We start from the raw sequence: 24,442 nt of genomic DNA, 5'->3' as shown, positions 1-24,442 counted from the left end.
TCGAAGTCGAGGTCGAGATACTCGTCGAGTCGGATTCGGGGTTCGCGGGCGGTTTCGGTCTCGGCGGGGAGGTCGGCGTCTCCGGCGTCGGCGTCCCCGAAGCCGGATGTCGCGGGCGATTCGGGTTCGTCGGGCGCGGGTGGCGACTCATCCGCCTCGGCGTCACCGACAGACCGTTCGGCGTCTGCCTCACCGACTGCTCCGCCGTCCGCGGCGACCTGCTCGCCGTCCTCGGTCTCGGCGTGCCGCGGCGGGGGCCCGCCCGCCCCCCGCGCCCCCGGGGGGGGAAACGGGTGGGCGCCCCACGGGCTCGCCGCCCTGGGTCGCGGCGGCCGCCGCGGGCCCCGCGCGGCCGCGGCACGCCGCGGGAGTCGAATCGGGTTCGGCACCCTCGGTTTCGGCGTTCTCTGTGTCCGCTTTCGACGGTTTGTCGTCGGCGCGCTCGGCCATTCGCTCGCGGTAGCTCTCGCGGAGGGGTTCGATGGCCGCGTCGGTCTCCACGCGAATCCGGTCGAGGAACTCGGTGACCGTCTCTTTCGTCTCGTCGTAGCGAGCGAGGGCACTCCGGAGCTGTGCTGCGCGCTCGCCGTCGTTCTCGGCGTAGAGGTCGTACCGCGCGAGCAGTTCGAGCGCCTCACGCTCGATGACTCCCGCGCGCTCCTCCTCGGCGGCCTCGACCACCACATCGTCGCTGGAGTACTTGATGGACGCCCGGAGTTTGCCCGTCAGGAACTCGGTGAGGTCGTCCTCGATGGGCGTGCGATACGGTTCGACCGCGTAGTACTTCGTCTCGTTCTCCTTCTCGGAGTGGAAGATGACGACGAACGAGAACGGCTTGTTGACCCAGTAGCGGTCTACCTCGCGGAAGTGCTGTTTCTTCGGAAGCGCGACCTCCTTTTCGAGGTCGTACCGATTTACGACCGTGGTGTGGCCCTCGACCGTCGAGAAGAACTCGTCCTCGTCGAGTTCCTCAGGCACGTCGAGGGTGCGCTCGTCCTCGACTTCGAGGAGTTTCTCTGCCTTGGCCGCGCCGTCGGCGAGCAGGAATTCGAGGTCGTCCTCGGGGAAGCCGAGCCACTCCGACTCGTCGAATCGCTCGATTTCCCCGTCGTCGTCGCGGGGTCGCTCGGGCGCGGTAACGCTCGTATCCTCGTAGTAGTACTCGTACTTGAAGTGCTCCCAGTAGTACTCGCCCTTGGTGACGGGGGTGGTCGCCGGGTCGAGCCACTCCTCGAAGTCGGCGCTCAGGTCGGTGACTGCGAACCCGCCCTCGAAGACGCTCGCCGGGAAGTCGTCGTGACCGAGCCACTCGGCTCGGTCGAAGGCGACGACATCGCCCTCGTCGTCTCGCGGGTGCTCGACGCCATCGTCGCTACGGTCGTAGTAGTACTCGTACCGGAAGTGCTCCCAGAGGTACTCGCCGCGTTCGACCGGCGTCTCCTCGGGGTCGAGAAAGGACTCGAAGTAAGTCGCGAGCCCGGCCGCGGTCTCGGCGGCGTCGCCGATTCGGTCCGGCGTATCGGCGGGGTCGTGACCCAAGTACTCCTCGGCGTCGAACGAGTAGGGCTTGCCCCGCCAGTTGGTCGGCGGGCCGCCGTCCTCGTAAAAGAACTCCCGTTCGAACGCCTCCCAGTCGTACTCGCCGACGGTCGCGCCCGCGTTCGAGTCGTGACCGCGGTCGGACTCGGCCGCCGTCCCGGCGTCGTTCCGGGTTTCTGACTCGCTCTCGGCGTCGTCGCGCCGGGTCGCTTCGTCGGGGGACGCCTCCCCCGCGTCCGGTTCGTCGCTCATTGGCTGTTTCCTTCGGCTAATGGTTGAAAAAACCTCTTGCCGATTACCGCACATGTCATTTCATCGTACGGTCGCCGGTAACGAAGCGTTGAATCCGAGAAATCCCTACTTTCTCTGCCCCGTGAGCGTTGGTAGAGACGTCGAGACCGTGGCGTGAGAGACCACCCCACCCCGAATCGGAACACGTAACTTTCGCGACTCGAAATCCCCGCGCGTGATTTCAGTCCGTCTGGTCGCGATGTTGAGTACGGTGTTGCTCGTGACGGGTGCGCTCATGCTCGGCGAGTCGCTCCACGGGTCGGTCGTGACCGGCCAGTACGCCGTCACCTCGCCGTGGGCGGTGTTCCGGGCCGCGCTCGGTCTCGTCTTCATCGCGCTCGGCTACCGGTTTCAGACGCCCGTCTCGGAGTACACGTCGCTCCCGTCAGAGGAGTCCAAACCCGAAGCCGAGACCACCGACGCCAACACCTCTGACGCCGCCGACGCTATCGACGCCGACGCAACCGACTTCGACCCCGAGATGTCGCCGCTGTCCGAGGAGGACTTCGACCGCCTCGAAGCCGACGACGAGCGATAGTTCCAGAACTTTTAAGCTTGAGGAAAGACATCACAGAGCATGGCCCTGAAAGACACCGTGCCGAAACCGCTTCGAGGACCCATCGGATTCGGGTCGCTGGGCGTAATGATTCTCGGTCTGGTCGTCGGCTACATTTTCACGATGGTCGGTATCACGCTGTACTTCGGGATGGGCGACCCCGCGGAGGCGCTCTCGGCGTTCGAATCCATCGTCGTTGGTCTCGTGGGCGTCGCCTGCATCGTCGTCGGCTATCTCGGATGGAAGAGCTTCAACTACTTCGCGTACTGACCCATGTCGGTCGATATTCGCAACCACCCCGACGCACCCGACCCCGAATCGCTACAGGATATTCTCGTCGAACCGGTGTCTCGCGAGGAAATCGAACGCGAGCGCGAAGCCGGGTCGGTGCTCGTCGAGGACAACGTCCGCGAGCGCGAGGACCTCAACGTCATCGCGTATCTGAGTCCCGACCCCGACGGTTCCGAGGACGTGAGCGTCGGCGTCGGACTCTACCGACTCGTCCAACTGTTCGGCACGCCCCAACTGCCCGAGTATCACGCTGGCGAGGACATCAGCGACCGTACCGACGAGACGTTCAAGTACCTGTTTCGCGCCCGCCGAGAGGTCGACGACGAACTCCCCGAAGAGTGGCTGTTCACGGTCCACGACTCGCACGTCCGGTACGCCGCGAGCGTGGCCGAGTGGCGCGACCAACCGGGCGAGTTCGCGGCCGACGACGACGTCGCGCTGGCGACGTACGCGCTCGCACAGCAGTTGGTCGTCGAACCCGTCGAAGCGGTGTACGAGGGCGTTCCGTACTGACGACATGGTAGACCGCTCCCGCCTGTACGCCGCGCTGTCCGACGAGACCTACCGGATGATGCTTCTGTTCGGTCTCGCCACACTGCTCGGCGTCGGGAGCCTCGTCAGCTTCGTTTTCTCGCCGGGCGGGTCGCCGACGAGAACGCAGTTCGGCCTCTTACTCGGCGCGATGGTCGTCGTGTTCTACCTGACGGTGTGGGGGAACACCGGATGAGACGTGACACCGCTACGTGCATGAACCGCGACGTTACGTGAACACGTGCATCGCCGTGAACACGACGACCAGCGACGCCACGAACAGCCCCGCGAACACGGGGACCACGAACGAGTAGGAGTAGAACCCCGCGGTGAATCCGGCGTACGCCACCAGAATCAGCCCCGGAACCGACAGCACGAAGAACAGCGACGAGAGGTAGCTCTTCAGCGACGGGTCGCCGCCGTGCTTGGCGAACGTCCCGCGCTCGCGCACGGTCTTCTCGCGCTGTGGCGTGTCCTTCGGCACGAATTCACGTTTTCCGACCGCGTAGAAAAGCGTAGCGGTTCGGCTACTCCCAGAGCGCGCCGAGAGACACCGTGAGGAGGTAGCCACCGAGGTACGCCCCGGCGTAGTTCAGGAACGCCGCCGACATCACGTCGCCGACCATCTCGGGGAGCAACACGTCCCGAGCGGTCGGCGGGTACGACAGCATCCACAGCGGCGCAATCCACGCGCCGACGAACACCGCGAGTCCGACGAAAAAGCCGGTGAGACCCAGCCGAATCGAGTCCCGAAGCGAGGACGCGAACAGGTGGGCGAACGCTCCGGCCCCGACCATCGGGACGAGCAGGAGTTTCGCGTCCGCGCCGAGACCCACGAACTGTGGCGTGTTGTAGACGAACGCGCCCATCCCCGCGAGCAGGCCGACCGCGACTCCTTCGAGCAGGAACGCGGCGGTCCGGTGGAGTCCGGTGGCGTCCTGCGCGTCCGAGGACCATCCCGACGAGGTTCCACCGCTCATTCGGACACCCCCACGGTATCGACCCGCACGTAAATTAGCTCGTCGCCGACGAACACCTTGAGCCGACCCCGGACCTCGACCCGGTCGGCGCTCCGAAGCCGATCGCCCCCCGCTTCGCGGAGACCGAGGGTGCCGGTAATCTCGACCGTCTCATCCGCCGGAATCGGCCCGCCGTCGAACGTTGTCGTGGTCCCGTCCGTCGTCTGCTCGCCATCGACGTAGGCGTTCACCAGCGCGGGACCGAGTTCGAGGTCCCGAATCGTGGGGTTGTGGACTCGGAGTGTGAGGTCGAGTCGGTCGCCGTCGGTCACGTCGTAGTCGGCGACCGTGACGTTCGCGCTCGTGGCGTGCATCGACGCGACGTGACCGGTCGCAGCCTGTGCGAACATGGCGGCCGTCGCGACTGCCACGACGAGGAACGCGCCGACGAGGAGATGTCTCGCGGTAATCTGGGCGCGACGCTCGGAATCCTCGGGTCGGTCGGGAAAGCGTAGGGGTACCATGACGTGAATCAGTGGGTTCGCGGGGACGTTCGCATCGAATCAGTCCGAGACGCCGGGCGCGACGGGTTCGCCCGCCTCCTCCTCGTAGAGGTGACACGCGGTGACCTGCGTCCCGGCCTCTCGTACTGCGGGGTTCTCACGTTCGCAAATCGACTCGAACTCGTCCTCGACTTCGGCCTTCGCGGCCTCGAAGTCGCCTTCGAGGAGGCGCTCGGCCGCTTCTCGGAGGGTTCGCTCGGCGTCGGCCGGAAGGTCGAGCACCGACGGGTCGATGGACCGGGAGGCTTCGGCGTCGAGCGAGTGCTCCTCGGGGAGTTCGAGCGCGAGACCGCGTTCGAGAATCGCGTCGGTCGACTCGCTCGCGGCGTTCTCGGTCGCTTCCTCGGGGTCGAGGTCGTCCTGAAGGACGCGACTCTTGAACTGGAACACTCGCCGGAACGCCTCTTGGCTTCCGGCCCACCCCTCCGGCGGGATGATGTTCGAGCATCGCGGGTGGAACCGACACCCGGCCGGCGGATTCCGTGGGTCGGGGACCTCGCCCGTGACGTTCGCGCGGTGGCGCTCGGCTTCGGGGTCGATTTCGGGCACCGCGTCGAACAGCGCCTCGGTGTAGGGGTGTTTCGGGTTCATCACCACTTCGCTGGTCGGTCCCTGCTCGATGACGTTTCCGAGGTACATGATTGCGGTCCGGTCGCACATGTACCGGATGAGCGAGAGGTCGTGGCTGATGAAGACGTACGTCAGGCCGTACTCGTCCTGTAGTTCCTTCATCAGATTCAATACGCCCGCGCGAATCGATACGTCGAGCATCGACACCGGTTCGTCGCAGACGATGAAGTCCGGGTTCACGATGAGCGCGCGTGCGATGGCGACCCGCTGGCGCTCGCCGCCCGAAAGCTCCTTCGGGAACTCGTCGAGGTACGCCTCGGCCGGTGCGAGACCCACGTCGTTGAGCACCTGCTTGACCCGGTCGCGTCGGTCCTGATACCCCGCGCCGATGTCGTTTATCTTCAGCGGCTCCATCACCGACTGGAACACGGTCATCCGAGGGTTCAGGCTCTCGAACGGGTCCTGAAATATCATCTGGACGCGCTGGCGGAACTCGTTGCGCTCGGTCTTCGACAGGTCGCTGATGTCCTTCCCGTCGAACTCGATGGTGCCGTGGGTCGCCTCGTGGAGTTTCACGAGGAGTTTGCCGAGCGTCGTCTTCCCGCATCCCGACTCCCCGGCGATTCCCATGATGTCACCCTCGTTGATGGTGAGGTCCACGCCGTCCACCGCGCGGACCGGGGTGGGGTCGCGACCGAGAAGCCTGTCGGTGACGCCTTGGGTCGTGCCGAACAGCTTCGAGACGTTCTGTACCTCGACTATCGGTTCTGGGTCGTCGCTTGCCATGTTTCCTCCTTGCTTGCTTCGGTTCGCATCGTTTCGAGTTCGTCCACTCGATAGCACGCCGACCGGTGAATCTGGGGGTTTTCGGCCGTGACGCGTCGGCTTTCCTCCCCGGCCGACACGTCGTACATCGGCGGATGCGACGAGCGACACTCCTCGACCGCGAACGGACATCGGTCCAAGAATCGACACTCGTCGTCGGGGTCGAGCAGCGTCGGCGGCGACCCCGGAATCGAGACGAGGTCGGTCTGTTCGTCTTTCACCGTCGGGAACGAATTTTTCAGACCGAGCGTGTAGGGATTCGCCGACTGCTGGAACACCTCGGTCTTCGGGCCGCTCTCCATTATCTTCCCGCCGTACATCACCGCGAGCTGGTCACAGATTTCGGCCATGACGCTGATGTCGTGGCTCACCACCAGAATCGAGACGTTGAACTCCTTCTGGAGCTCGTCGAGTTCGTCGAGAATCCGGTCCTGAATGATGACGTCGAGCGCGGTGGTCGGCTCGTCGGCGATGAGCATGTCGGGATTGCACGCCATCGCCATCGCGATGACCGCGCGCTGTTTCATCCCGCCCGAGTACTCGTGGGCGTAGTCGTCGGCCCGGTCGGGTTCGATGCCGACCCGTTCGAGCAGGTCGCGGGCGCGCTGGTGGGCCTCGTCTTCGGGCGTGTGTGGCTCGTGGCGCAACACGGCCTCCACGATTTGGTCGCCGACCTTGTACACCGGATTCAGCGCGTTCATCGCGCTCTGAGGAATCAGCGCGATGTTCCGCCACCGGATGTCCCGAATCTGCTCGGTGTCGAGTTGGGCGAGGTCGGTCATCCCGTCGTCGCGCACCGGATACCGGTCGTCCTCGACAATCTCCCGGCGAGGGTCGCCGTTCTCGTCCTCCCAGTGGGGGAGCGTGCCGTCGAACCACACTTCGCCGCTCTCGATGAAGCCGTTGTGGTCGAGCAGGTGGATAATCGACTTCGCGAGCGTGGTCTTTCCACACCCGGATTCGCCGACGAGACCGTACGTCTCGCCGCGGTCGATGCTGAAGGTGACGCCGTCGATAGCGTGTACCTCGGCGTCACCCGTGTCGTACCGAATCGATAGGTCGTTGACTTCGAGTAGGGTCATCTGTCACTCCTTCTGTGGGTTCGTCACGTCCTCCATCGAGAAGCCGATGAAGTAGAACGCTGCCGCAATCGAGGTAATCGCGAGTCCCGGCGGGATGAGCCACCACGGCGCTTCGTAGATGTAGCCGTGGGCTTTGACGTTCTCTATCATGATGCCCCACGAGTTCGCGGTGAAGTCCGCGAGTCCGAGGTACGCCAGCGACGCCTGCGTGATGATGGCGATGGCGGCGTCCTGTGCGAGGAACACGAACGCCAGCGGCAGGACGTTGGGCATGATGTGTCGGAACACGATTCGGGTGTCGCTCGCGCCCGCGACCTTCGCGGACTCGATGTACGCCCGCTCTTTCAGCGACAGCGTTTCCCCGCGTATCAGGATGCAGTTGTTGAGCCACGACGTGATGGCGATGCCGAGGATGATGTTCGTCGTGTTGACCCCCCGGATGGCGACCAGCACGACGAGGAACGGCAGGAACGGCAGGCCGTACATGACGTCGACGATGCGCTGGATGGTCTCGTCTATCCAGGTGTCGCCGTAGTAGCCGCTGATGAGTCCGAGCGGGACGCCCACCAGACTCGACAGGAGTCCGGCCGCGAAGCCGATGTACAGCGCGTCTTTCGCGGAGTACACCAACAGCGTGTAGATGCCGTTTCCGTTTGCGTTCGTGCCGAGCGGTGCGAAGAACGGGTCGCCGAACGCGGGTGGGTGGGGAAGCGACGCGGACTGCTCTGCGGTCCATCGGGTGTTCTCGTAGCCGACGTACGCCTTCCACGCGGGTTCGTGCGGTGCGAAGACCGACGGGAACAGCGCCCACAGGATGTATATGACCAGGATGACGAGACCGATGACGCCCATCTTGTGGGTCGTGTAGCGTGCCCATCCGCGTTTGAATCGCTCGATGCGCGGCTCCCAGCGTTCTCGAATCGTGTCGAGTTCGAATCGGCTCTCTGATTGTGTAGACATCTATTGTCCCCCCCCGAACTTGATTCGCGGGTCGAGGTACGTGTACACCACGTCGGTCAGCAGTCGCATCACGATGATAATCACGGCGAGCATGAAGAACGACGCCTGCGCGATGGGGTAGTCCTTCTCCAGCACGGAACTGACGATTAGCTCGCCGATGCCCGGCCAACTGAACACCTGCTCGATGAGGATGCTCCCGTCGATGAGGAACGCCAGGCCGACGATGGCCTGGGTCGCGACCGGAATCAGCGCATTTCGCGCGGCGTGTTTTATCATCACGGTTCGCTCGCTGAGTCCCTTCGCCTGCGCGAGGAAGACGTAATCTTCCTCGGTCACGTTGTTCATCGACGGTCGCATCACGAGCATCGCCCCGACCCACCCGACGAACGAGATGCTCAGGAGCGGAAGCGTGATGTGGTGTAACACGTCGGTCAGCGTCGTGACTATCGTCCACTCGAACTCGGGGAACTTGGTGAACATGTACGTCGATTTGAGCCAGCCGAGTTCGTAGTTGAACAACCAGATGAACAGCCACGCCACCCAGAACGACGGCATGGAGTACATCACCAGACTGCTGGCGAAAATCGACTTGTCCTTACGAGACCCGCGCCACCAGCCCAGATACATGCCGACCAGCGGGCCGACGATGTACGCCACGATGAACCCCGCGCCGAACAGAATCAGCGTCCGGGGAAGCCGGCGGACGATAACGTCCCACACCGGCACGCGACGGGTGGGCGACATCCCGAACTCGCCGGTCTGGTAGTTGACCATGAAGTCAACGTACTGCACCCAGAGCGGTTCGTTGAGACCCCACACTTCCTCCAGACGCGCTATCTGCTCGGGCGTCATCTCCGGGGTTATCATCGACGCCAGGAACGTTCCCGGCATGCTACGCAACAGCGCGAACAGCAGGGTCATTATCACCAACAGGGTGATGTACGACACCACGACCCGCTTGCCGAGGTAGCGTGCGCTAATTCGTGTCATCTCGTTTCACTCCGTATCGAGCTATCGTGTACCATATCCAAACTCGCCGAGTATTGTATGTGCGTCATCGGATAGATTCATTATTAATGTAGTGGTTCTTGTCCTATCTCCCCGTTCGGCTGTGATAAGCCTTCGTGCGAGCTCTCGCCACCAGCAAAAAACGGCCGCAGTTGCGGGGTTATTCTGTCTGATGGAGGTGATACGCCTGCCAGTGCCAGTTGGCGTACGCGGGGTCCACGATGGGCTCGACCGCGCCGGTGAAGTCGGCGGTGTTCATCGGCCACCGCATCTTGGCGTAGTCACGAACCATGTACGGCATGTCGAGGTAGACCTTTTCGAGCGCGGTCGCGAACTTCTCGTTCCGGGCTTCGGGGTCCATCTCGGTGTAGGCGTCCATGATGAGTTCGTCGCTGCTGCCGCCAGCGACGCCGTACCCCGTGGAATTGTACGCGTACGTCTCCTCCTCGTAGGCCTCCTTGGCGAAGTCCGAGTGGAAGAACGACCGGACCGACGTACCGAACACGCCGGTGCCGCCCCAGCCCATCTCGTAGACGTCGAACTCGGCGTCGTAGTACACCATGTCGCTCATGGTGTTGAACTCGGTCGGTTCGAGCTTCACCGGGATACCGACCTTCTTCATGTTCTCGGACCAGCGCTCGAACGCTTGGCTCTGTTTCGGGTAGTCGCTCGGCGGGTCCATCAGAATCGTGATGGCACCGTCGTTCATGACCTCCGAAATCGGCTCGCCATCGACGTACAGTTCCTCCTCGGAGTAGTCTTCGAGTTCGCTCGACTGGGCCTCCTCGAACGTGTAGTCGTACTTGGCCTCCGACTGGGAGGCTTCGGCGCCGGAGAGCGACCCGGGGTACTCCTGTCCCGCGTAGGTGCCCTCCGAACCGTCGATGACCTCACCGTTTTCGAGGAACTCCCGCATGGCCTCCACGTCGGGGTCGGCACTCTCGTCGATGCCGCGGAACGTGAACGCCTGCGTGGCGGGGTCTTCGAGGAGTTCGCCGTCGAACACGGTTTCGGGTCTGACGCCCGAGTACCCCGGCGACTGCGCGAAGTCACCCTCGTAGACGTAGTCCTGCTGGAGTTCTTGGGTCCAGTAGTAGTCGTCGAAACAGAACGAGACGACCTGACGGAGTGCGACGTCGTCGAGCGGTTCGCGACGGCAGTTGATGCCCATGTAGGAGAACCCGCTGTCGTAGCCCTTCACGAGGCCGAGTCCGTCGGTGTCCTGCGCCTCCGGAATCTTGTCGGTGTCGAGGGTGCCGTAGTGGGTGTCGATTTCCCCGCGCATGAACGCCTGGGTCATCGCGGCTTCCTCGCCGTACACCTGGAAGTTGACCTGGTCGAGGAACGGTCCGCCCGCGACGAGGTTGTCGTGTTCGTCTATCCAGTCCTGGTCGGTGAGGGGGTACTCCTCGGGGTCTCGGAACTGAATCTGCATCGACGTGTCGGGGTCGAACTGGGTGAGTATGCCGGGACCGGTGCCGACCGGACCGTTCTCGCGTTCCTCCATCGGGTCGTAGTTCTCGAAGTCGTCCACGTCCGACCAGATGTGCTCGGGAAGCATCGGACACGCGCCGAGCGCGGAGGAGTCCCACGTCCCGATTTGCTGAGTCAGCGTCATCCGGCAGTCCCAGTCGCCGTCGTCCTCTTCGACGCTCTCGATGTTGTTCCAGACCGTCGAGAACTCACCGACCTGGTTCTCGATGATGTAGTCGTGCGAGAAGATGACGTCCTCGATGGTGAAATCCTCGCCGTCGTTCCACGTGAGGTCGTCGCGAACGTTGAACACGACTTCGGGTTGGTCGGCGTCCTCGTTCTGGAGTTCCCAGTCGGTGAACGCCCACGGCCGGATGTCGTAGGTGACGGGGTCGATTTCGACACCGTAATCGTAGACGAGGTCGAGCGCAACCGCGGAGTAGACGCTCCCCGCCATCAGGTAGTTCGAGGTGTCGGGGTTCGAACTCATTCCGTACACGAGGGTTCCGCCCTGCGGAATTTCGTCGGAATCGCTCGTGTTCTCGGCGACCGTCTCCTCGGTGGTCTCGGTCGCTTCGGTGTCTCCCGACTCCTCGGTCGTTCCCTGTTCACTCTCGCCACCGCTACAGCCAGCAAGAGAAAGTGCGACGGCTCCAGCACCGCTCGCCTTCAGAAAGTTTCGTCGGCTTCCGTCGGTACCGTTCGAACGATTGCGCCGGTGTGGCATACCAAATTGCTGGATGAATACACATTTAAATCTACTGGTTATTGATTACGTTGTTGTATACATTAATCGACCTCGGTATAAGTATCGCGAGTTCTAAACTCCCCTTCGACAGCTCCTCGAGAAGCACCCTCTCCGAACGCCTCACTCGCCCAAACCGTCGCCGTAGAGACCGAGATAGCCGAAATACACCGTCGCGGACACGGCCATCGAAGACAGCAACATCCACGACTCGGGTTCGAGCGGACTCGGATTCGACTGCGCCCAGAAGATGCTCATAATCGACCACATCGAAGCGAACACGAATCCGACCATCGTGAGCCACGTACCGAGGAGTCGCCGCTCGGTTTGGGCGGCTATCAGTCCGGCCGTCATGACCGCGCCAGCCATCACCGCGAGAACTCCGCGCGTTCCTATCACGAGTATGACCTCATCTACCGGTGAGGACAGACGGGTGATAAAAGTGTGCGTTCCGGCCTACGCGGGCGGTGTGGTGCCGAGCGCCTCGACGAGCGCCATCGCGGCGGCGTGAGACGACTCGGGACCGCGCCCGGTGATGAGGTCGCCGTCGGTCGTGACGCTCGTGTCCGAATCGAGTTCGGCGTCCCAGTTCGCGCCCGCGGCCTTCACCTCGTCTTCGACCCAGTAGGGAAGCTTTCGACCGTCGGGCATGCAGTCGTCGTCGTCCACGATTCCCTCCTCCCACTCGTTCGGGAAGCCGGTCACGTCGCGACCCGCCACCAGAAATCCCCCATCGCTGTCTCGCGCGAACGCCAACAGTCCCACCGCGTGACAGACGACCATCGCCTTGCCGCCGTCCTCGCGCTCGACTATCTCGCGGAGCAGGGCGCGGGCGTGTCTATCCTGATTCACGTCCCACTCGGTGCCGTGGCCGCCGGGGAACACCACCGCGTCGTACATCTCGGGGTCGGCCTTCGCAATCGGCATCGGGTTCTGGAGTCGCTGGTCGTTTTCGTGGGCCTCTTTGACGCGCTCTGCGGTCTCTTCGCCTACATTCTCGGGGTCTATCGAGCGCTCGTCAACGACCGGCGGTCCCCCGCTCGGGGTCGCCACGTCGATGTCGGCGTCGGTCTCCGAGAGCGTCTGTAGCGGGTCGATGCACTCCTCTCCCCAGTAGCCCTCCTCGCTCACGACGAACAGTACTGATGCCATCGTGAGCAGTAACGGTCCGTAGTTCAATAAGCGGCGGGGCTTCCCGTCGAGTTGCCGCTTTTTCTCGGAGCGTGCCGGGTTTCGACACAGTAGTGAAACGGCAATTCGAACAACGCCGAGACGTTCCTGCTCGCTACGCTGCGCGGGCGTGCGTCTCGCCTCGTTCAAATCTACTCCGAAGCAATTCTTCGCTCACAGAGGAGGCGCGGAGAACTTCGTCTCCGCGCCGACGTAGTTCGCTCAAAAATAGCGGGAGGTAGATTTGAACCACGGTCGTTCCGCTTCGCTCCACTCCCTGGTTCAAATCTACTCCGTATGATTTTCGAAAATTCGGGTTCGCTCCTCGCTACGCTCGTCGCTCACCGTCTGAATTTTTGAAAAGTAGCGGGAGGTAGATTTGAACTACCGGTCTGCGGGTTATGAGCCCGCCGGAATCTCCTGGCTATCCCATCCCGCTACTATCTCGTAACCGCGTTCGACAGATAAGGATTGTGATTCAATTGCCGTATGCGAGTTTTTGCCGGTGAGTCGAGCGCCGACACCGAGTTCGCCAGTCCTCGGCGTCAGTACCGGGTTTCGACCGCGACCTGCCGTGCGAGGTGCCGATAAACCCCAAGATGTTTATCGGTTCGTCGCTCGCGTATCAGTCGATGGAGTACGCGCTCGTCCTGCTGTGGCTGGTCGCGTTTCACGCGCTCGCGCTCGTCGGCCTCCCGGTCGCGGCTCGGCTGTTTCCCCGGTTTCCCGACCGGGGCGCGACCCTCTCGCTCCCGGTCGCGCTGGTGGTCGCGACCACCGTGGTCTACTGGGTCGGCCACGTCGGGTTCGGTCGCTGGACCGCGTTCGTCGGGGTTGGGGCGCTCGCGGGGCTGTCGGCGGTCCTCGTCTGGCACGATTCGAACGCGTCGATTCGTCCGCGCGAGTATGCCGACGCCGCCGCGGTGTTCACCGTCGCGTTCCTGTTCCTCGTCGCTGTCCGAGCTATCGACCCCGCAATCGTCCCGGGCGGCGGCGAGAAGTTCCTCGACTTCGGCATCTACAAGTCGCTGCTGCGCGGCGACGCGCTCCCGCCCGAGGACATGTGGTGGGCGGGCGACCACGTTCTCTACTACTACGGCGGCCACCTGATGGCCGCGATACTCACCCACCTCACCGACACCGCACCGCGGTACGGGTACAACCTCGCACTCTCGGGATTCTACGCCTCGCTCGTCACCGCAGCGTACGGACTCGCGGCCGCGATGGCGGACGCCCGAGGCGCACCCCGGCGGGCAGGCGGCGTTCTCGGGGGTTTCTTGGTCGGCTTCGCGAGCAACCTCGTGGTGCCGGTGACCGGACTCGTCTGGCTCCTCCCCGGCTCGCTCGCGACGGGGGTCGCCGACCGAATCGCGGCCACGATGGCCGAACCCTACTCGGGCGAACTCGTCCGCGAGGGTCTGAGCGAGTTCGGCTACTGGGCACCGAGTCGGGTGATTCCCGACACCATCAACGAGTTCCCGCTGTTCGCGTTCTACAACGGCGACCTCCACGGCCACATGCTGAGTACGCAGTTCCTCCTGCTCATCGCTGCGCTCGGCTACGCGTACTACCGAACGCCGTCCGAGAATCGAGGTCGGCGTCGAACGCTCTTCCTCGGGGTCCTTCCCCCCGTAGTCGCGCTGCTCACGATGGTCAACGTCTGGAGCTTCGCGACCGGACTCGGGGTGGTGTGGCTCGCGCTCGTGTTCGCGCCCGCCGACCCGCTCTCGCTGATTCCCGGCGTTTCGGCGGTCGTAGAGAGCCGCGACGCGACTGCCGCGGTCTCGAACGGCGGTGAGGCGTCGCCGGGCGACGCCCTGCTCGCGGAGGCGCGCCGAATCGCGGGGGCGTTCGCCGCGACCGCGGTCGTCGGGGTCCTCACCGTCGTCTGGGCGTCGCCGTTCGTCGCCGGAATCCTGCTCCAGTCGGCGAGCAATCGGAGCCTCGGACTCCTCCCGACGCCAGCAAGCGCGACCGGTCTCCTGGTCGTCTTCGGGGCGTTTCTCTCGGTGTTCGCGCTCTACCTCTGGCCACGGGCGCGCGAGTCGTTCTCGGTGGACCCCGCCCGGTTCGGCCTGCTCGCGGGCGCACTCGTCGCGCTCGCGTGGCTCGCCGACTACGCGGTGTTGGCGCTGGTCGCGCCGCTGATTCTGGTCGGGTGGCTCCTCCTCAGAACCGAGAGCGACACCGGCTACGAGACGGTCCTCGTCGTCGCGGGTGCCGGACTCGTGACGCTCGTGGAGTTCGCCTACGTACAGGACAACGCCGCGACCGAGCGATTCAACACCGTGTTCAAGGTGTACATGCAGGTGTGGGTGCTGTGGGGTCCGGCCGCCGGGGCCGCGCTCGCGACCCTGATGAGCAGGGAGGCGAACCCCGGAAACTGGTCGTTCCCCGGAGTCGGACGAGTGTCGAGAGCCGACGCGATGACCGGCTTCGCGGTCCTACTCGTCGCGTCCACGAGCATGTACGGCGCGTTCGCGATGAGCGACCACTTCGCGCCCGAGGGCGAGGTCGTCGGTCCCGACGACGCGACCCTCGACGGACTCGCGTACCTCGAATCGAGCCACCCTCACGAGGTCGAGGCTATCCACTGGCTCGACGACAGAGAGGGCCAACCCCACGTCGCCACTGCGCCGGGCTACGACGTGTACACGTGGTCGAGTCCCGCCTCCTCGCTGACCGGCGTCCCCACCGTCGTCGGATGGGTGTGGCAGGAAGGCGTCTACCGCGGCCACGACGCCGCCGAGTTCCGGGCCAGCGAAGTGGACCTCATCTACGAGGGCCAGTGGAGCGACCGCGCGGAGTTGCTCAAGCAGTACGACGTGGAGTACGTCTACGTCGGGCCGCTCGAACGCGAGCAGTACGACTCTTCGGACCTCGACTTCGCGGAGTACCCCGGCATCGAAGAAGCGTTCCGGAACGACGGCGTCGTCGTCTACCGGGTGAATCAGTCGGAACTGTAGATATTCGACCCGAACCACGCGCCGAGCGTCAGGCCGTAGACGACGTGACCGAGGTGGAACAGCAGTCGTTCGTCGGGGTCCAAATCCATCTCCAGCAGTCGCTCCAGCAGGAATTTCATCCCGAACGCCGACAGCGCGAGTCCGTAGCTTACGCCGAGCGCGGTCGCCCGGCGCTCGCGTTCGACCTCCGACTTCGCGCCAGCGAGCGCGCCAGACACCGCCACGCCGAAGACCGCCCCTGCTCCGGTCCCGTACAGGAGATGGAGCGCGAGCGCCTCCCGAACGTACTGGTCGGGGTCGCCGCCGCCGACGTACTTCGCCCAGAACGGACCCGTCGGCGGGAGCGAGTGGCTGATGGGCATCCGAAACGCGGTCATCACGCCGGTCGCGACGGCACCCGCGACCGACCCGAGCGCGAGCGCGCGGAGGCGAGCGATTCGCGGCCGCGGTCCGGCGTCGTCGTCGGACTCGCGGACCTCGGTGGCAGTCGTCTCGGCACCGCTTCTGGCGTCGTCGCTCGTCGGAAACATTTTGAGTTCTCCCGAGCGCGACTCTCGACGCTCCGCGCGAAAGTGTTGGTGGCTTCGCGAACGGGAAACTCGGTCGGGAACGCCCCGCCGAACCTCGGTAGCTATTTGACGACGCTGTCGCAGGGTGACGTATGGAAACCGGGGGAGCCGACACCGTCTTCGGCATCGAACGACTCGAACTCTGGCTGATTCTGCTCGGCGTGGGCCTCGTCGCGGTCGCGAGTTGGGTCGCGAACGACGCGACCGGAACGATGCGAGTCGCCTCGACCGGCGTCACCGCGCTGGTCGCGCTCGTCGTGGCGACCGTGATGGTCCGGTATCTGGACTGAGTCGCGCGTTTCGGCGCTCGCAGAGCGCCGAAACGCGCGATTGGTCGAGCTATCAGAAACAGAGACTCAAAGATTCGAATCGCCAGCGTAGCGACTTCCGACTCTACGTTCGGCAGAAATGCGCCGGCCGGGATTTGAACCGGAGTCAGACGCTCCTGCTCACTGCGTTGCGCGGGCGTGCGACTGACAGGGTTCAGAATCCCGCAGGGTCCATTCTCTCACAGACTCACTCGTCGTTACCGCTCCTCGTTCGTTGTGTTCGAGTAGAATGCGCCGGCCGGGATTTGAACCCGGGCCATGAGCTTGGAAGGCTCAGGTCCTGCCACTAGACCACCGGCGCGCTTCGCTCACTTCGTTCGCTCGCGCCCCGAGCCTGACCTCGCTTCGCTCGGTCAGACACCGGCGCTCGTTTCGCATCCCGAAGTTCATCGCCCGACGTTAAGGGCCTTACTGTTTCGCCCGACGGACCGTGGCGTAACAGTTCCCGCTCGAAATCTCGACGGTCGTCGCCTCCAGCGCGCTCTCGGCCACGTCGGCCTCGAACTCCTCGGGCGAGTAGATGTGATAGAATCGCTCGACTGTCTCGCCGCCCGGCAGGGTCCAATCGACCGTGGTGTCGAACCCCGTCTCGCGGTCGAATCTGTCGTGGGCCGTGCTCCACGCGCTGACCAAGGCGCGACCGTCGGAAGTCAACACTCGCGCGAGTTCGCCCAGACTCGCGATGCGCGCCGCCCGACTCGGGAGGTGGTGGAGCGTGGCGACGTACACCGCGAGTCCCACCGTCTCGCTTCGAAGCGGAAGCCTCGCGGCGTCGGCCTGCACGAGGTCGGCGTCGAACCCCCGTTCGCTCGCGCGGGCGCGAGCTTCCGCGAGCAGGCCCGCACTCGCGTCGGCGGCCACCACGCGGTCCGCGCGGTCGGCGAGCAGTTCGGCGTGCCGACCGTTGCCACAGCCGAGGTCGAGGGCTGCGGGGACGCGGCCTCCGTCGGCCACGAACGACTCGACTTCGGGCCACGGGTACTCGCGGGTCTCGGAGAAGTGGCTCGCGATTCGGTCGTAAGTCGCCCGGATTTCCGCGGGGTCCCGGGGGTCGTCGTCCGCGTCTTCCATGCTCGTTCGTGGGGGGCAGGCCGGTAAAATGCCACCGGGTTCGATGCTGGCGAAGTCGGTGAAGTCGGTGAAGTCGGCGGAGTCGGCGGGGTCAGCGGGGTCGTCGGGAGTCAGTTCGGGGTGGCTTCGAACGCCGACTCCGCCCGGCGGTTCGCAACCTTTAGAACGCGCCCGGTCGGAGGGTTCACCATGCGGCTGTTCCGTTCGAGCGAGATTCTCGGCATCGCCGAGGACGCGCTCGACTTCGCGCTCGCGGCGTCCGAAGACGCCCATCCCCACGAGTACATGGGCTTCCTGCGTGGCGAGGACGCGCGCTCGCTCGGTCTCGACCGCAACGGCACCGTCATCACCGACGTGCTGGTCATCCCCGGCACCGAGTCGAACCCCGTGAGCGCCACGGTCAAGACCAGCCAAGTCCCCAACGACTTCAACTCGGTCGGGTCGGTCCACTCCCACCCGAACGGCGTCCTCCGGCCGAGCGACGCCGACCTCGCCACGTTCGGCCGAGGGAAGGTCCACATCATCATCGGCTACCCCTACGAGAAGGGCGACTGGCAGGCGTTCGACCGGAAAGGCGAACCTCGGGACCTCGACGTACTCGACGTGTCGCTCCCCGAGGGCGAATCCTTCTTCGATTTCACGCAGGCCGACATCGACGCCGAGTTGGACTACAACTTCGACGAGGAGACGAAATGAGCCACGAGGAGAGAATGAACGGCGAGGACACGAAATGAACGACGAGGACGCAGAATGAATCACGAGGACACCACGACACACGTCGTCGCGCAGGGCACCTTCGACCTCCTCCACCCCGGTCACGTCCACTACCTCCGGGACGCCGCGGCGATGGGCGACCGCCTCACGGTCATCGTCGCGCGCAGGGAGAACGTCACCCACAAACAACCCCCGATTCTGCCGAACCGCCAGCGCCGCGACGTGGTCGCGGCGCTCGACGCGGTGGACGACGCCCGCGTCGGCCACCCCGAGGACATCTTCGCGCCAATCGAGGAACTCCGGCCCGACATCATCGCGCTCGGCTACGACCAGCACCACGACGAGGCCGCCATCGAGGACGAACTCGCGCGGCGCGGCGTCGAGTGTTCGGTCCGGCGTGCGAGTCCGCGCGACCCCGAGTACGACGGTGAACTGTTGTCCTCGGGTCGAATCATCGACCGGATTCTCGAAGAGCGGGCCTGAAACGGGTCGAACCGCCGAAAATCAGCCTTCCCGCCGAAAGTCGGCGGTCGATTCTACAGTGAATCAATCGGGATTCGACGCTACAGCGAGTCCCACGCCTTCAGCGCGCGGGGCCACGAGGTCAGCCCCGCAATCCAGCGCGCGGCGACCATCTTCTTCAGGAACTGGGCCGGGTAGGAGTTGAACGTCCGGACCGGAATCGCGTCCACGTCGTGGGCGACCGCCTTCTCGCCGACCGAGATGAGCGTCCCTTTGTCGTCGTAGGTCCACGTCTCCAGCGGTTGGCCGTAGATTGCGCGAGCGATGTTCTCACCGGCGACCTCCGCGGCCTGCCACGCGGCCTGCGCGGTCGGCGGCGCGGGGTCGTTGCCCTGGTCGATGATGGCCGAGTCGCCGATGGCGAACACGTGGTCGTCGCTCGTTTGGAAGTTCGACTCGGTGGTGACGCGGTTGTGTTCGTTGTCGAGACCCGAGTCGGCCATCGCATCGCGGCCCGTGATGCCGCCGGTCCAGACGAACACGTCATAGTCGAGGGGGTCGCCCTCGTCGAAATGGATGGTCTCCTCGTCGGCCTCGGTGATGGGGTCGTCGGTCAGAATCTCGATGTCGGCCTCTTCGAGGTGACGACGGACCGCGCCCTGTAGCTCCGAGTCCTGTCCGGGCATGATTTCGTCGAGCGCCTCCACGAGGTAGATGTCGATTGGCGCGCGTCGCTCGTCGCGGAGTTCCGCGATTTCGCCCGCGGTCTGGATGCCCGAGAGGCCCGCACCGCCGATGGCGACCGTCGCGGGGTCGTTCCGGGTGGCGTCGGTCGCGGCCTGCGTGACCTGCTCGTGGATTTCGAGCGCGTCGTCGAGGTTCTTCAGGGTCAGCGCGTTCTCGGCCATGCCGGGGATGCCGTAGTAGGCGGTCTGGCTCCCGAGCGCGACGAGGAGATAGTCGTAGTCCACGTCGTCGTCGCCGTCGAGTTCGACCGTCTGACCGTCGGTATCGACGTTCTCGACGGTCGCCTGCACGAACTCCGTCGTCCGGGCGGCGATGTCGCCGACCGGAATCGTGATATCGCTCTCGACGCTCGGGTCGCGGATGGCGCGGTGGGCCTCGTGGAGAACGAGGTGGTAGTCGGTGTCCGAAATCCACGTGAGTTCGGCGTCCGCGGTGTCCAATTCGTCTTCGAGTCGCTGAATCGCGCCTGCCCCGGCGTACCCCGCACCGAGGACGACGACCTTTTCCGTCATACCGGACAGTCCGAAGTCCTGTGATACAAAGGCTTTGAAAGCCGAATCCGGATGAGTGAGAGTCTCTCCCACGATTCGTCGCCGCGTTGGCGACGCAAAATCGAGACGGCATCATCGCGTCGGTAGCACCCCGAACGCGCGACTCCGTCGCGCGTTCGGGCGCAGTAGAACTCGGAGCAGAGGGTGGGGACGACGACGGTAATGAAAAGGCAGGGCGACGGGAGTGGAAAAAGCGAGGCGACGACGCTAGTGCGCGGGCGTCTCGCTCGGGGCCTCCATCGAATTGATTTTCAGAATCAGGATGTTGCTGGTGTCGTCCTTGCCATCGACTGCGCCCTCGATAACGAGTTTCGAGAGCGGCGTCGGGCCGACGCGCACGATATCGCCCTCGTGGAACTTCCGGACCGACCCCTGGAGGTGAATCTCGGCGCGGCAGAGTTCGGGGTGGTGAACGCTCGAAAGGTCGATTTCCTCGACGTTGGAGTCCTCGACCTGCTCGTCGTTGTGGAACAGGGGAACCTCGGCGGCGCTGTCCATCTTCTGAACGTCGAGCGCTTCGAAGGCGTTGGCGGTCGGCTTGTAGCCGCCCTTCGGGCCGGGGACGCCCTCGACCAGTTGGAGCGCCTTCAGGCTCTGCATCTGGTTCCGGATGGTGCCCGGATTGCGGTCGACTTCGGCGGCGATATCCTCGCCTTTGACCGCGTCCTCGGTGTCCCGGTGGAGGTTTACCAGGGCGGTAAGTATCGTTTTCTGGCTCGGCGTCAGTTCGATGGTAGACATTGGGAAAACCTTGGTAATAGATTTCCTTAAATGCGACGAACCGACGAGGACGACTGACGGTTGCGCATCGACCGCCTTAATCGACTCGTCTCGTCGATTCGAAGGCCGAGACGCCGCCCGCGTCCGCCCCGGACGTTATCTCCCGCTCCGGGTGAGAGAACGACACCGATTTATCGGTGGCGACGGAGCGACCAACCATGCAAGGCAAACGCGTCCTCGTCACCGGCGGCGCGGGCTTCATCGGGTCGAACCTCGCGAACCATCTCGCGGCGGACAACGACGTACTCGCGCTCGACGACCTCTATCTCGGGACTCCCGAGAACCTCGACGACGCCGTCGAATTCCACGAAGCGAGCGTCTTGGACGACGATCTCCCGACCGAAGACGTGGACGTGCTCTTTCACCTCGCGGCGCTGTCGTCGCTCACCATGCACGAAGACAGCATCGACGGACTTCGGCGCGGCGCGCGCGTCAACGTCGAGGGGTTCGCCAACGCGGTCGAACAGTCCCGACAGGACGGGTGTGAGACAGTAGTGTACGCGACTACCTCGTCCATCTACGGCGACCGGACCGAACCCTCGCCCGAGGAGATGGACGTCGAAGCCCGAACCGGCTACGAGGCGTCGAAGCTCGCGCGCGAACGCTACGGCGAGTACTTCGCCAACGCCCACGACCTGAGCGTCGCGGGGATGCGATTCTTCTCGGTGTATCAGGGCTACGGCGGGTCGGAGGGACACAAAGGCGAGTACGCCAACATCATCTCGCAGTTCGCCGACGACATCGCCAACGGCGAGTCGCCGGTCATCTACGGCGACGGGTCGCACACCCGCGATTTCACCCACATCTCCGACGTCGTTCGCGGCCTCGAACTCGCGGCCGACCACGAACTCACCGGCATCTACAACCTCGGGACCGGCGAATCGTACAGCGCGAACGAAGTGGTCGAGATGCTGGCGGCGGCACTCGGTGCCGACGTCGAACCCGAACACGTCGAGAACCCGATTCCCGAGACCATGTTCGTCCACGACACGATGGCCGACCCCTCGAAGATGACGGCCGCGACCGGGTGGGAACCCGAGATTAGCTTCGAGGAGGGTATCGAACAGGTCTGTTCGCAGTACGAGTGACGGCGCGGGACGCCGGACGGGCCGATACCCGGTGTGAACGCTTTCGTCGTCCCGAGCAAACATTAATGTGGACCGGAGACGAACCGGGCGAGTATGTCCCGTTGGCTCCGAATCGGCGGTTGGGCGCTCCTCGCAGTCGTCGTCCTGTGGGTCGTCCTCGAACTGGTCAGCATCCTCCTCGGCATCGTCTCGTGGGTGGTGAGTGCAGTCGTTTCGCTCCTCCTGCTCGCGGGGCTACTGTATCTCGCGTACCTCGCGGTCTCGAAGTTCGTCGGCGGAAACGGCGGGTCGGGACGGTCGCGCTCGCGCGAGCGCGAACGAATCTACGAGTAAGGAGCCGTCCTCTACGAGTGAGAAACCCTCTCATTATAGGGGCTGAATTTACACGGGGTCGGTCCTGTAGAGTAACCGGCGGCAGGAAAGCCACCCAGCATCGGTCGTTGCGCCACATCTCTGACATCGCCCCTTGCCGCCACCCGAATCACTCTCCCTTCGAACAGTTCGCCGCCGAGTCGTGACTCCGAGAGTCGAATCGAAGTAGAAAGCCGGTGGAGGGATTTGAACCCTCGGCCTATTCCTTACGAAGGAATCGCTCTAGCCAGTCTGAGCTACACCGGCGCTCAGTCCGTACTCCTTACTACCCTCTACAGACAAAATAAGCGTTCCGAAATCGCACGCCCTTAGCGAGTCAGTCGCACGTCGAGACAGACGTTGAGTTCGTGGGGCGCGTACGACCGAACCACGTGGCGAGTCTGGACTTCGACCTCGTACTCGGGTTCGGCGGCCGCCCGAATCGCGGTCTCGCCCGGCCCGAACGGGTCGTCCTCGTGCTGAATGTCGTAGTAGTGAATCACGCAGTCGTCGCCCGCGACTGCGACCGCGGTGTCGAGGAACTCGTCGGCGCTGTGGGGCAGATTCATCACGACGCGGTCGGCCCAGTCGTGGTACCCCTCTGCCACGTCTCTCACGTCGCCCTGAATCGCGGTGACGCGGTCGGCCACGCCGTTTCTGCGGGCGTTCCCCCGGAGGTACTCGACCGCGCGCTCGTTCAGGTCCACGCCGACGACCTCCGCGCCGCGCTCGGCGAAGGGGACGACGAACGGGCCGACTCCGGCGAACATGTCGAAGGCGCGTTCGCCGGGTTCGACTTGCTCGGCGACCCGATGGCGCTCGGTCGCGAGCCGAGGCGAAAAGTACACCTCGGCCACGTCGAGGAGGAACTCACAGCCGTACTCCCGGTGGACGGTCTCCGTTTCGGAAGACGCGTCTTCGGCCCCTCGGGTCGCTTCGCTCGCCTCGGTCCCGTCGCTCACGAGGACCTCCCAGTCTCGAACGCGAAGTTCGCCCTTGACCTTCGAGGCGCGGTTGATGACCGCTCTGACGGGGAGGTCGGAGGCCATCACCGCGTCGGCGATGTCGCGGGCGCGCTCGGGGTCGTCCTCGTCGAGAATCACGATGTCGCCGAGGCGTTCGTAGGTGGGTTCGAAGCCGAGCAGGTCCGCGGGGGTGTCCCGCGTGTCGCGCTCGCCGACCGCGCGAGTCACGACCGTCAGGTCCGCGGGCACCGCCTCGGCGTCGGCGACCGGGACGTAGAGCCACCCCTCCTCGGCCTCGATTTCGTAGTCGTGGGCGAGGAGGTCCGCCTCGGCCAGCCTCCGGCGGGTCTCCTCGCCGCGCTCGCGCTCGACGCGCACGCACGGCACGTTCATATCCGTAGCGTGGAACGGTTCAGCGTTAACGCTGGCGTTTCGGTTCGACGACCGAGACTCGAAAGGCTATAGCCGCGTCCGGCCCCTACATCGTCCATGCTCACTTTCGTCGGACTCGGACTCTACGACGAGCGCTCCGTCACGGTCGAGGGTCGAGACGCCATCCGCGACGCCGACCGCGCGTTCGCGGAGTTCTACACCAGCACGCTACTCGGCGCGAGCGTCGAGGACCTCGAAGCCTACCACGATACGGACATCGAGGTCCGAGACCGCGCAGGCGTCGAACAGGACCCCGAGGACATCCTCCGGGCGGCCGAGACGGGTGACGCGGTCTTTCTCACCGCGGGCGACACCATGATTTCGACTACCCATGTGGACCTCCGATTGCGAGCCGAGGAGCGCGGTATCGAGACGCGGGTCGTCCACGCTCCCACCGCCGAATCCGCGGCGAGCGGGCTGACTGGCCTCCAGAACTACCGGTTCGGGAAGGCGACCACGCTCCCGTTCGACTACGCCCACGGCGCGGACGGCCTCCCGGCGAGCGTGACCGACGTGCTCTCGGACAACCGCGACCGCGGCCTGCACACGCTGGTCTACCTCGACATCAAAGCCCAGCGCGGCGAGTACATGACCGCCGACCACGCCGCCCGACTGCTCGCGGAGGGCTACGACGACGTGCTGGCGGTCGCCGTCGCGCGCGCCGGGAGCCCCGAACCCCTCGTGGCCGCCGACCGCCTCTCGGCGCTCGCCGACCGGGAGTTCGGCGACCCGCTCCACCTCCTCGTGGTGCCGGGCGACCTCCACCACATCGAAGCCGACGCGCTCGCAGCGTTGGCCGACGCGCCCGAAGACCTGCTCGACGTGGAGTAGAACCCAGTCACCCGTTTCGAGAA

At 64.7% G+C, this 24,442-nt stretch carries 27 protein-coding genes and 3 tRNA genes; 11 read left to right on the top strand and 19 right to left on the bottom strand.

All coding sequences use genetic code 11. The features are described 5' to 3' along the window. Positions 1-189: 189 nt before the first annotated feature. Entirely contained in the window at positions 190-1,791 is a 1,602-nt protein-coding gene (locus EKH81_RS19855) for a hypothetical protein (protein WP_162224605.1), read from the bottom strand. Positions 1,792-2,005: 214 nt separating this feature from the next. Here EKH81_RS19855 and EKH81_RS11290 point away from each other — a divergent pair, with 214 nt between their 5' ends. From EKH81_RS11290 to EKH81_RS11275, 4 genes are read left to right on the top strand one after another with little or no spacing between them, the layout of a single operon-like run. Continuing rightward, the gene (locus EKH81_RS11290; RefSeq protein WP_132057558.1) at positions 2,006-2,368 is read left to right on the top strand and encodes a hypothetical protein; all 363 of its coding nucleotides are present in this window, start codon (positions 2,006-2,008) and stop codon (positions 2,366-2,368) included. A 39-nt stretch (positions 2,369-2,407) separates the two neighbouring features. Continuing rightward, positions 2,408-2,656: a hypothetical protein gene (locus EKH81_RS11285; RefSeq protein ID WP_132057557.1), complete on the top strand. Its 249-nt coding sequence runs from the start codon at positions 2,408-2,410 to the stop codon at positions 2,654-2,656. Between the two features lie 3 nt (positions 2,657-2,659). Further along, complete coding sequence (locus tag EKH81_RS11280) at positions 2,660-3,190, top strand: hypothetical protein (RefSeq protein ID WP_132057556.1); 531 nt, start codon at positions 2,660-2,662, stop codon at positions 3,188-3,190. A 4-nt stretch (positions 3,191-3,194) separates the two neighbouring features. After that, on the top strand, positions 3,195-3,404 hold the full coding sequence (locus EKH81_RS11275) for a hypothetical protein (RefSeq protein ID WP_132057555.1): 210 nt from the start codon (positions 3,195-3,197) through the stop codon (positions 3,402-3,404). Between the two features lie 33 nt (positions 3,405-3,437). Here EKH81_RS11275 and EKH81_RS11270 read toward each other — a convergent pair whose 3' ends face one another. The 11 genes from EKH81_RS11270 to EKH81_RS11220 form a co-directional block, all read right to left on the bottom strand. Further along, positions 3,438-3,692: a hypothetical protein gene (locus tag EKH81_RS11270; protein WP_132057554.1), complete on the bottom strand. Its 255-nt coding sequence runs from the start codon at positions 3,690-3,692 to the stop codon at positions 3,438-3,440. A gap of 43 nt (positions 3,693-3,735) precedes the next feature. Continuing rightward, on the bottom strand, positions 3,736-4,188 hold the full coding sequence (locus EKH81_RS11265; protein ID WP_132057553.1) for a hypothetical protein: 453 nt from the start codon (positions 4,186-4,188) through the stop codon (positions 3,736-3,738). Continuing rightward, complete coding sequence (locus EKH81_RS11260) at positions 4,185-4,691, bottom strand: hypothetical protein (RefSeq protein ID WP_132057552.1); 507 nt, start codon at positions 4,689-4,691, stop codon at positions 4,185-4,187. Before EKH81_RS11260 ends, EKH81_RS11265 begins: the two co-directional genes overlap by 4 nt. 39 nt (positions 4,692-4,730) lie before the next feature. Next, entirely contained in the window at positions 4,731-6,086 is a 1,356-nt protein-coding gene (locus tag EKH81_RS11255; RefSeq protein WP_132057551.1) for an ABC transporter ATP-binding protein, read from the bottom strand. Next, the gene (locus EKH81_RS11250; protein WP_132057550.1) at positions 6,059-7,207 is read right to left on the bottom strand and encodes an ABC transporter ATP-binding protein; all 1,149 of its coding nucleotides are present in this window, start codon (positions 7,205-7,207) and stop codon (positions 6,059-6,061) included. The genes EKH81_RS11255 and EKH81_RS11250 overlap by 28 nt, the downstream gene beginning before the upstream one ends. A 3-nt stretch (positions 7,208-7,210) precedes the next feature. After that, positions 7,211-8,167: an ABC transporter permease gene (locus tag EKH81_RS11245; RefSeq protein ID WP_132057549.1), complete on the bottom strand. Its 957-nt coding sequence runs from the start codon at positions 8,165-8,167 to the stop codon at positions 7,211-7,213. Then, complete coding sequence (locus EKH81_RS11240; protein WP_238392170.1) at positions 8,168-9,157, bottom strand: ABC transporter permease; 990 nt, start codon at positions 9,155-9,157, stop codon at positions 8,168-8,170. A 178-nt stretch (positions 9,158-9,335) separates the two neighbouring features. Further along, positions 9,336-11,375 carry an ABC transporter substrate-binding protein gene (locus EKH81_RS11235; protein WP_132057548.1) on the bottom strand — a complete coding sequence of 680 codons (2,040 nt, stop codon included), beginning with the start codon at positions 11,373-11,375 and terminating at the stop codon, positions 9,336-9,338. Between the two features lie 141 nt (positions 11,376-11,516). After that, a complete protein-coding gene (locus tag EKH81_RS11230) occupies positions 11,517-11,792 on the bottom strand; it encodes a hypothetical protein (RefSeq protein ID WP_132057547.1) in 276 nt (91 codons plus the stop codon). Between the two features lie 57 nt (positions 11,793-11,849). Then, positions 11,850-12,545, bottom strand: a complete 696-nt coding sequence (locus tag EKH81_RS11225; RefSeq protein WP_132057546.1) for a type 1 glutamine amidotransferase domain-containing protein — start codon at positions 12,543-12,545, stop codon at positions 11,850-11,852. A 382-nt stretch (positions 12,546-12,927) separates the two neighbouring features. Next, a tRNA-Met gene (locus EKH81_RS11220) sits at positions 12,928-13,002 on the bottom strand. A gap of 193 nt (positions 13,003-13,195) precedes the next feature. Between EKH81_RS11220 and EKH81_RS11215 the strand changes: the two genes are divergently transcribed. Next, positions 13,196-15,529: a DUF2298 domain-containing protein gene (locus EKH81_RS11215; RefSeq protein ID WP_132057545.1), complete on the top strand. Its 2,334-nt coding sequence runs from the start codon at positions 13,196-13,198 to the stop codon at positions 15,527-15,529. Here EKH81_RS11215 and EKH81_RS11210 read toward each other — a convergent pair. After that, positions 15,514-16,059 carry a hypothetical protein gene (locus EKH81_RS11210; RefSeq protein ID WP_202935124.1) on the bottom strand — a complete coding sequence of 182 codons (546 nt, stop codon included), beginning with the start codon at positions 16,057-16,059 and terminating at the stop codon, positions 15,514-15,516. The two genes, EKH81_RS11215 and EKH81_RS11210, sit on opposite strands and share 16 nt — an antisense overlap. A 131-nt stretch (positions 16,060-16,190) precedes the next feature. Between EKH81_RS11210 and EKH81_RS11205 the strand changes: the two genes are divergently transcribed. Then, entirely contained in the window at positions 16,191-16,388 is a 198-nt protein-coding gene (locus EKH81_RS11205) for a hypothetical protein (protein WP_132057544.1), read from the top strand. Positions 16,389-16,657: 269 nt separating this feature from the next. On the opposite strand, the gene EKH81_RS11200 is transcribed toward EKH81_RS11205, so the two are convergent. Together EKH81_RS11200 and EKH81_RS11195 are read right to left on the bottom strand one after the other, a co-directional pair. Beyond that, positions 16,658-16,728: transfer RNA gene (locus EKH81_RS11200), tRNA-Gly, on the bottom strand. A 107-nt stretch (positions 16,729-16,835) separates the two neighbouring features. After that, the gene (locus EKH81_RS11195; protein ID WP_132057543.1) at positions 16,836-17,498 is read right to left on the bottom strand and encodes a class I SAM-dependent methyltransferase; all 663 of its coding nucleotides are present in this window, start codon (positions 17,496-17,498) and stop codon (positions 16,836-16,838) included. A 189-nt stretch (positions 17,499-17,687) separates the two neighbouring features. Between EKH81_RS11195 and EKH81_RS11190 the strand changes: the two genes are divergently transcribed. Both EKH81_RS11190 and EKH81_RS11185 read left to right on the top strand, forming a co-directional pair. Beyond that, complete coding sequence (locus EKH81_RS11190) at positions 17,688-18,194, top strand: Mov34/MPN/PAD-1 family protein (protein WP_132057542.1); 507 nt, start codon at positions 17,688-17,690, stop codon at positions 18,192-18,194. A gap of 54 nt (positions 18,195-18,248) precedes the next feature. Then, positions 18,249-18,695: an FAD synthase family protein gene (locus EKH81_RS11185; RefSeq protein ID WP_132057541.1), complete on the top strand. Its 447-nt coding sequence runs from the start codon at positions 18,249-18,251 to the stop codon at positions 18,693-18,695. 80 nt (positions 18,696-18,775) lie between these two features. Here EKH81_RS11185 and EKH81_RS11180 read toward each other — a convergent pair whose 3' ends face one another. Together EKH81_RS11180 and EKH81_RS11175 are read right to left on the bottom strand one after the other, a co-directional pair. Next, positions 18,776-19,933: an NAD(P)/FAD-dependent oxidoreductase gene (locus EKH81_RS11180; protein WP_132057540.1), complete on the bottom strand. Its 1,158-nt coding sequence runs from the start codon at positions 19,931-19,933 to the stop codon at positions 18,776-18,778. Between the two features lie 246 nt (positions 19,934-20,179). Next, positions 20,180-20,713: an Rrf2 family transcriptional regulator gene (locus EKH81_RS11175; RefSeq protein ID WP_132057539.1), complete on the bottom strand. Its 534-nt coding sequence runs from the start codon at positions 20,711-20,713 to the stop codon at positions 20,180-20,182. 197 nt (positions 20,714-20,910) lie between these two features. Between EKH81_RS11175 and EKH81_RS11170 the strand changes: the two genes are divergently transcribed. Continuing rightward, positions 20,911-21,840 (top strand): NAD-dependent epimerase/dehydratase family protein, encoded by a 930-nt coding sequence (locus EKH81_RS11170; RefSeq protein ID WP_132057538.1) that lies wholly within the window; start codon positions 20,911-20,913, stop codon positions 21,838-21,840. Positions 21,841-21,933: 93 nt separating this feature from the next. Continuing rightward, the gene (locus EKH81_RS11165) at positions 21,934-22,173 is read left to right on the top strand and encodes a hypothetical protein (RefSeq protein ID WP_132057537.1); all 240 of its coding nucleotides are present in this window, start codon (positions 21,934-21,936) and stop codon (positions 22,171-22,173) included. A gap of 210 nt (positions 22,174-22,383) precedes the next feature. On the opposite strand, the gene EKH81_RS11160 is transcribed toward EKH81_RS11165, so the two are convergent. Next, a tRNA-Thr gene (locus tag EKH81_RS11160) sits at positions 22,384-22,458 on the bottom strand. A 62-nt stretch (positions 22,459-22,520) separates the two neighbouring features. Continuing rightward, a complete protein-coding gene (locus EKH81_RS11155; protein WP_132057536.1) occupies positions 22,521-23,549 on the bottom strand; it encodes a class I SAM-dependent methyltransferase in 1,029 nt (342 codons plus the stop codon). A 96-nt stretch (positions 23,550-23,645) separates the two neighbouring features. On the opposite strand from EKH81_RS11155, the gene dph5 reads away from it, so the two are divergent. After that, positions 23,646-24,419: a diphthine synthase gene (dph5, locus tag EKH81_RS11150; protein WP_132057535.1), complete on the top strand. Its 774-nt coding sequence runs from the start codon at positions 23,646-23,648 to the stop codon at positions 24,417-24,419. Positions 24,420-24,442 lie beyond the last annotated feature (23 nt).

Source organism: Halorussus amylolyticus (genome assembly GCF_004143485.2).
Classification (GTDB): Archaea; Halobacteriota; Halobacteria; order Halobacteriales; family Haladaptataceae; genus Halorussus; species Halorussus amylolyticus.
The sequence above is the reverse complement of the archived record's forward strand: the minus strand, read 5'-3'. Positions and strand labels throughout refer to the sequence as shown.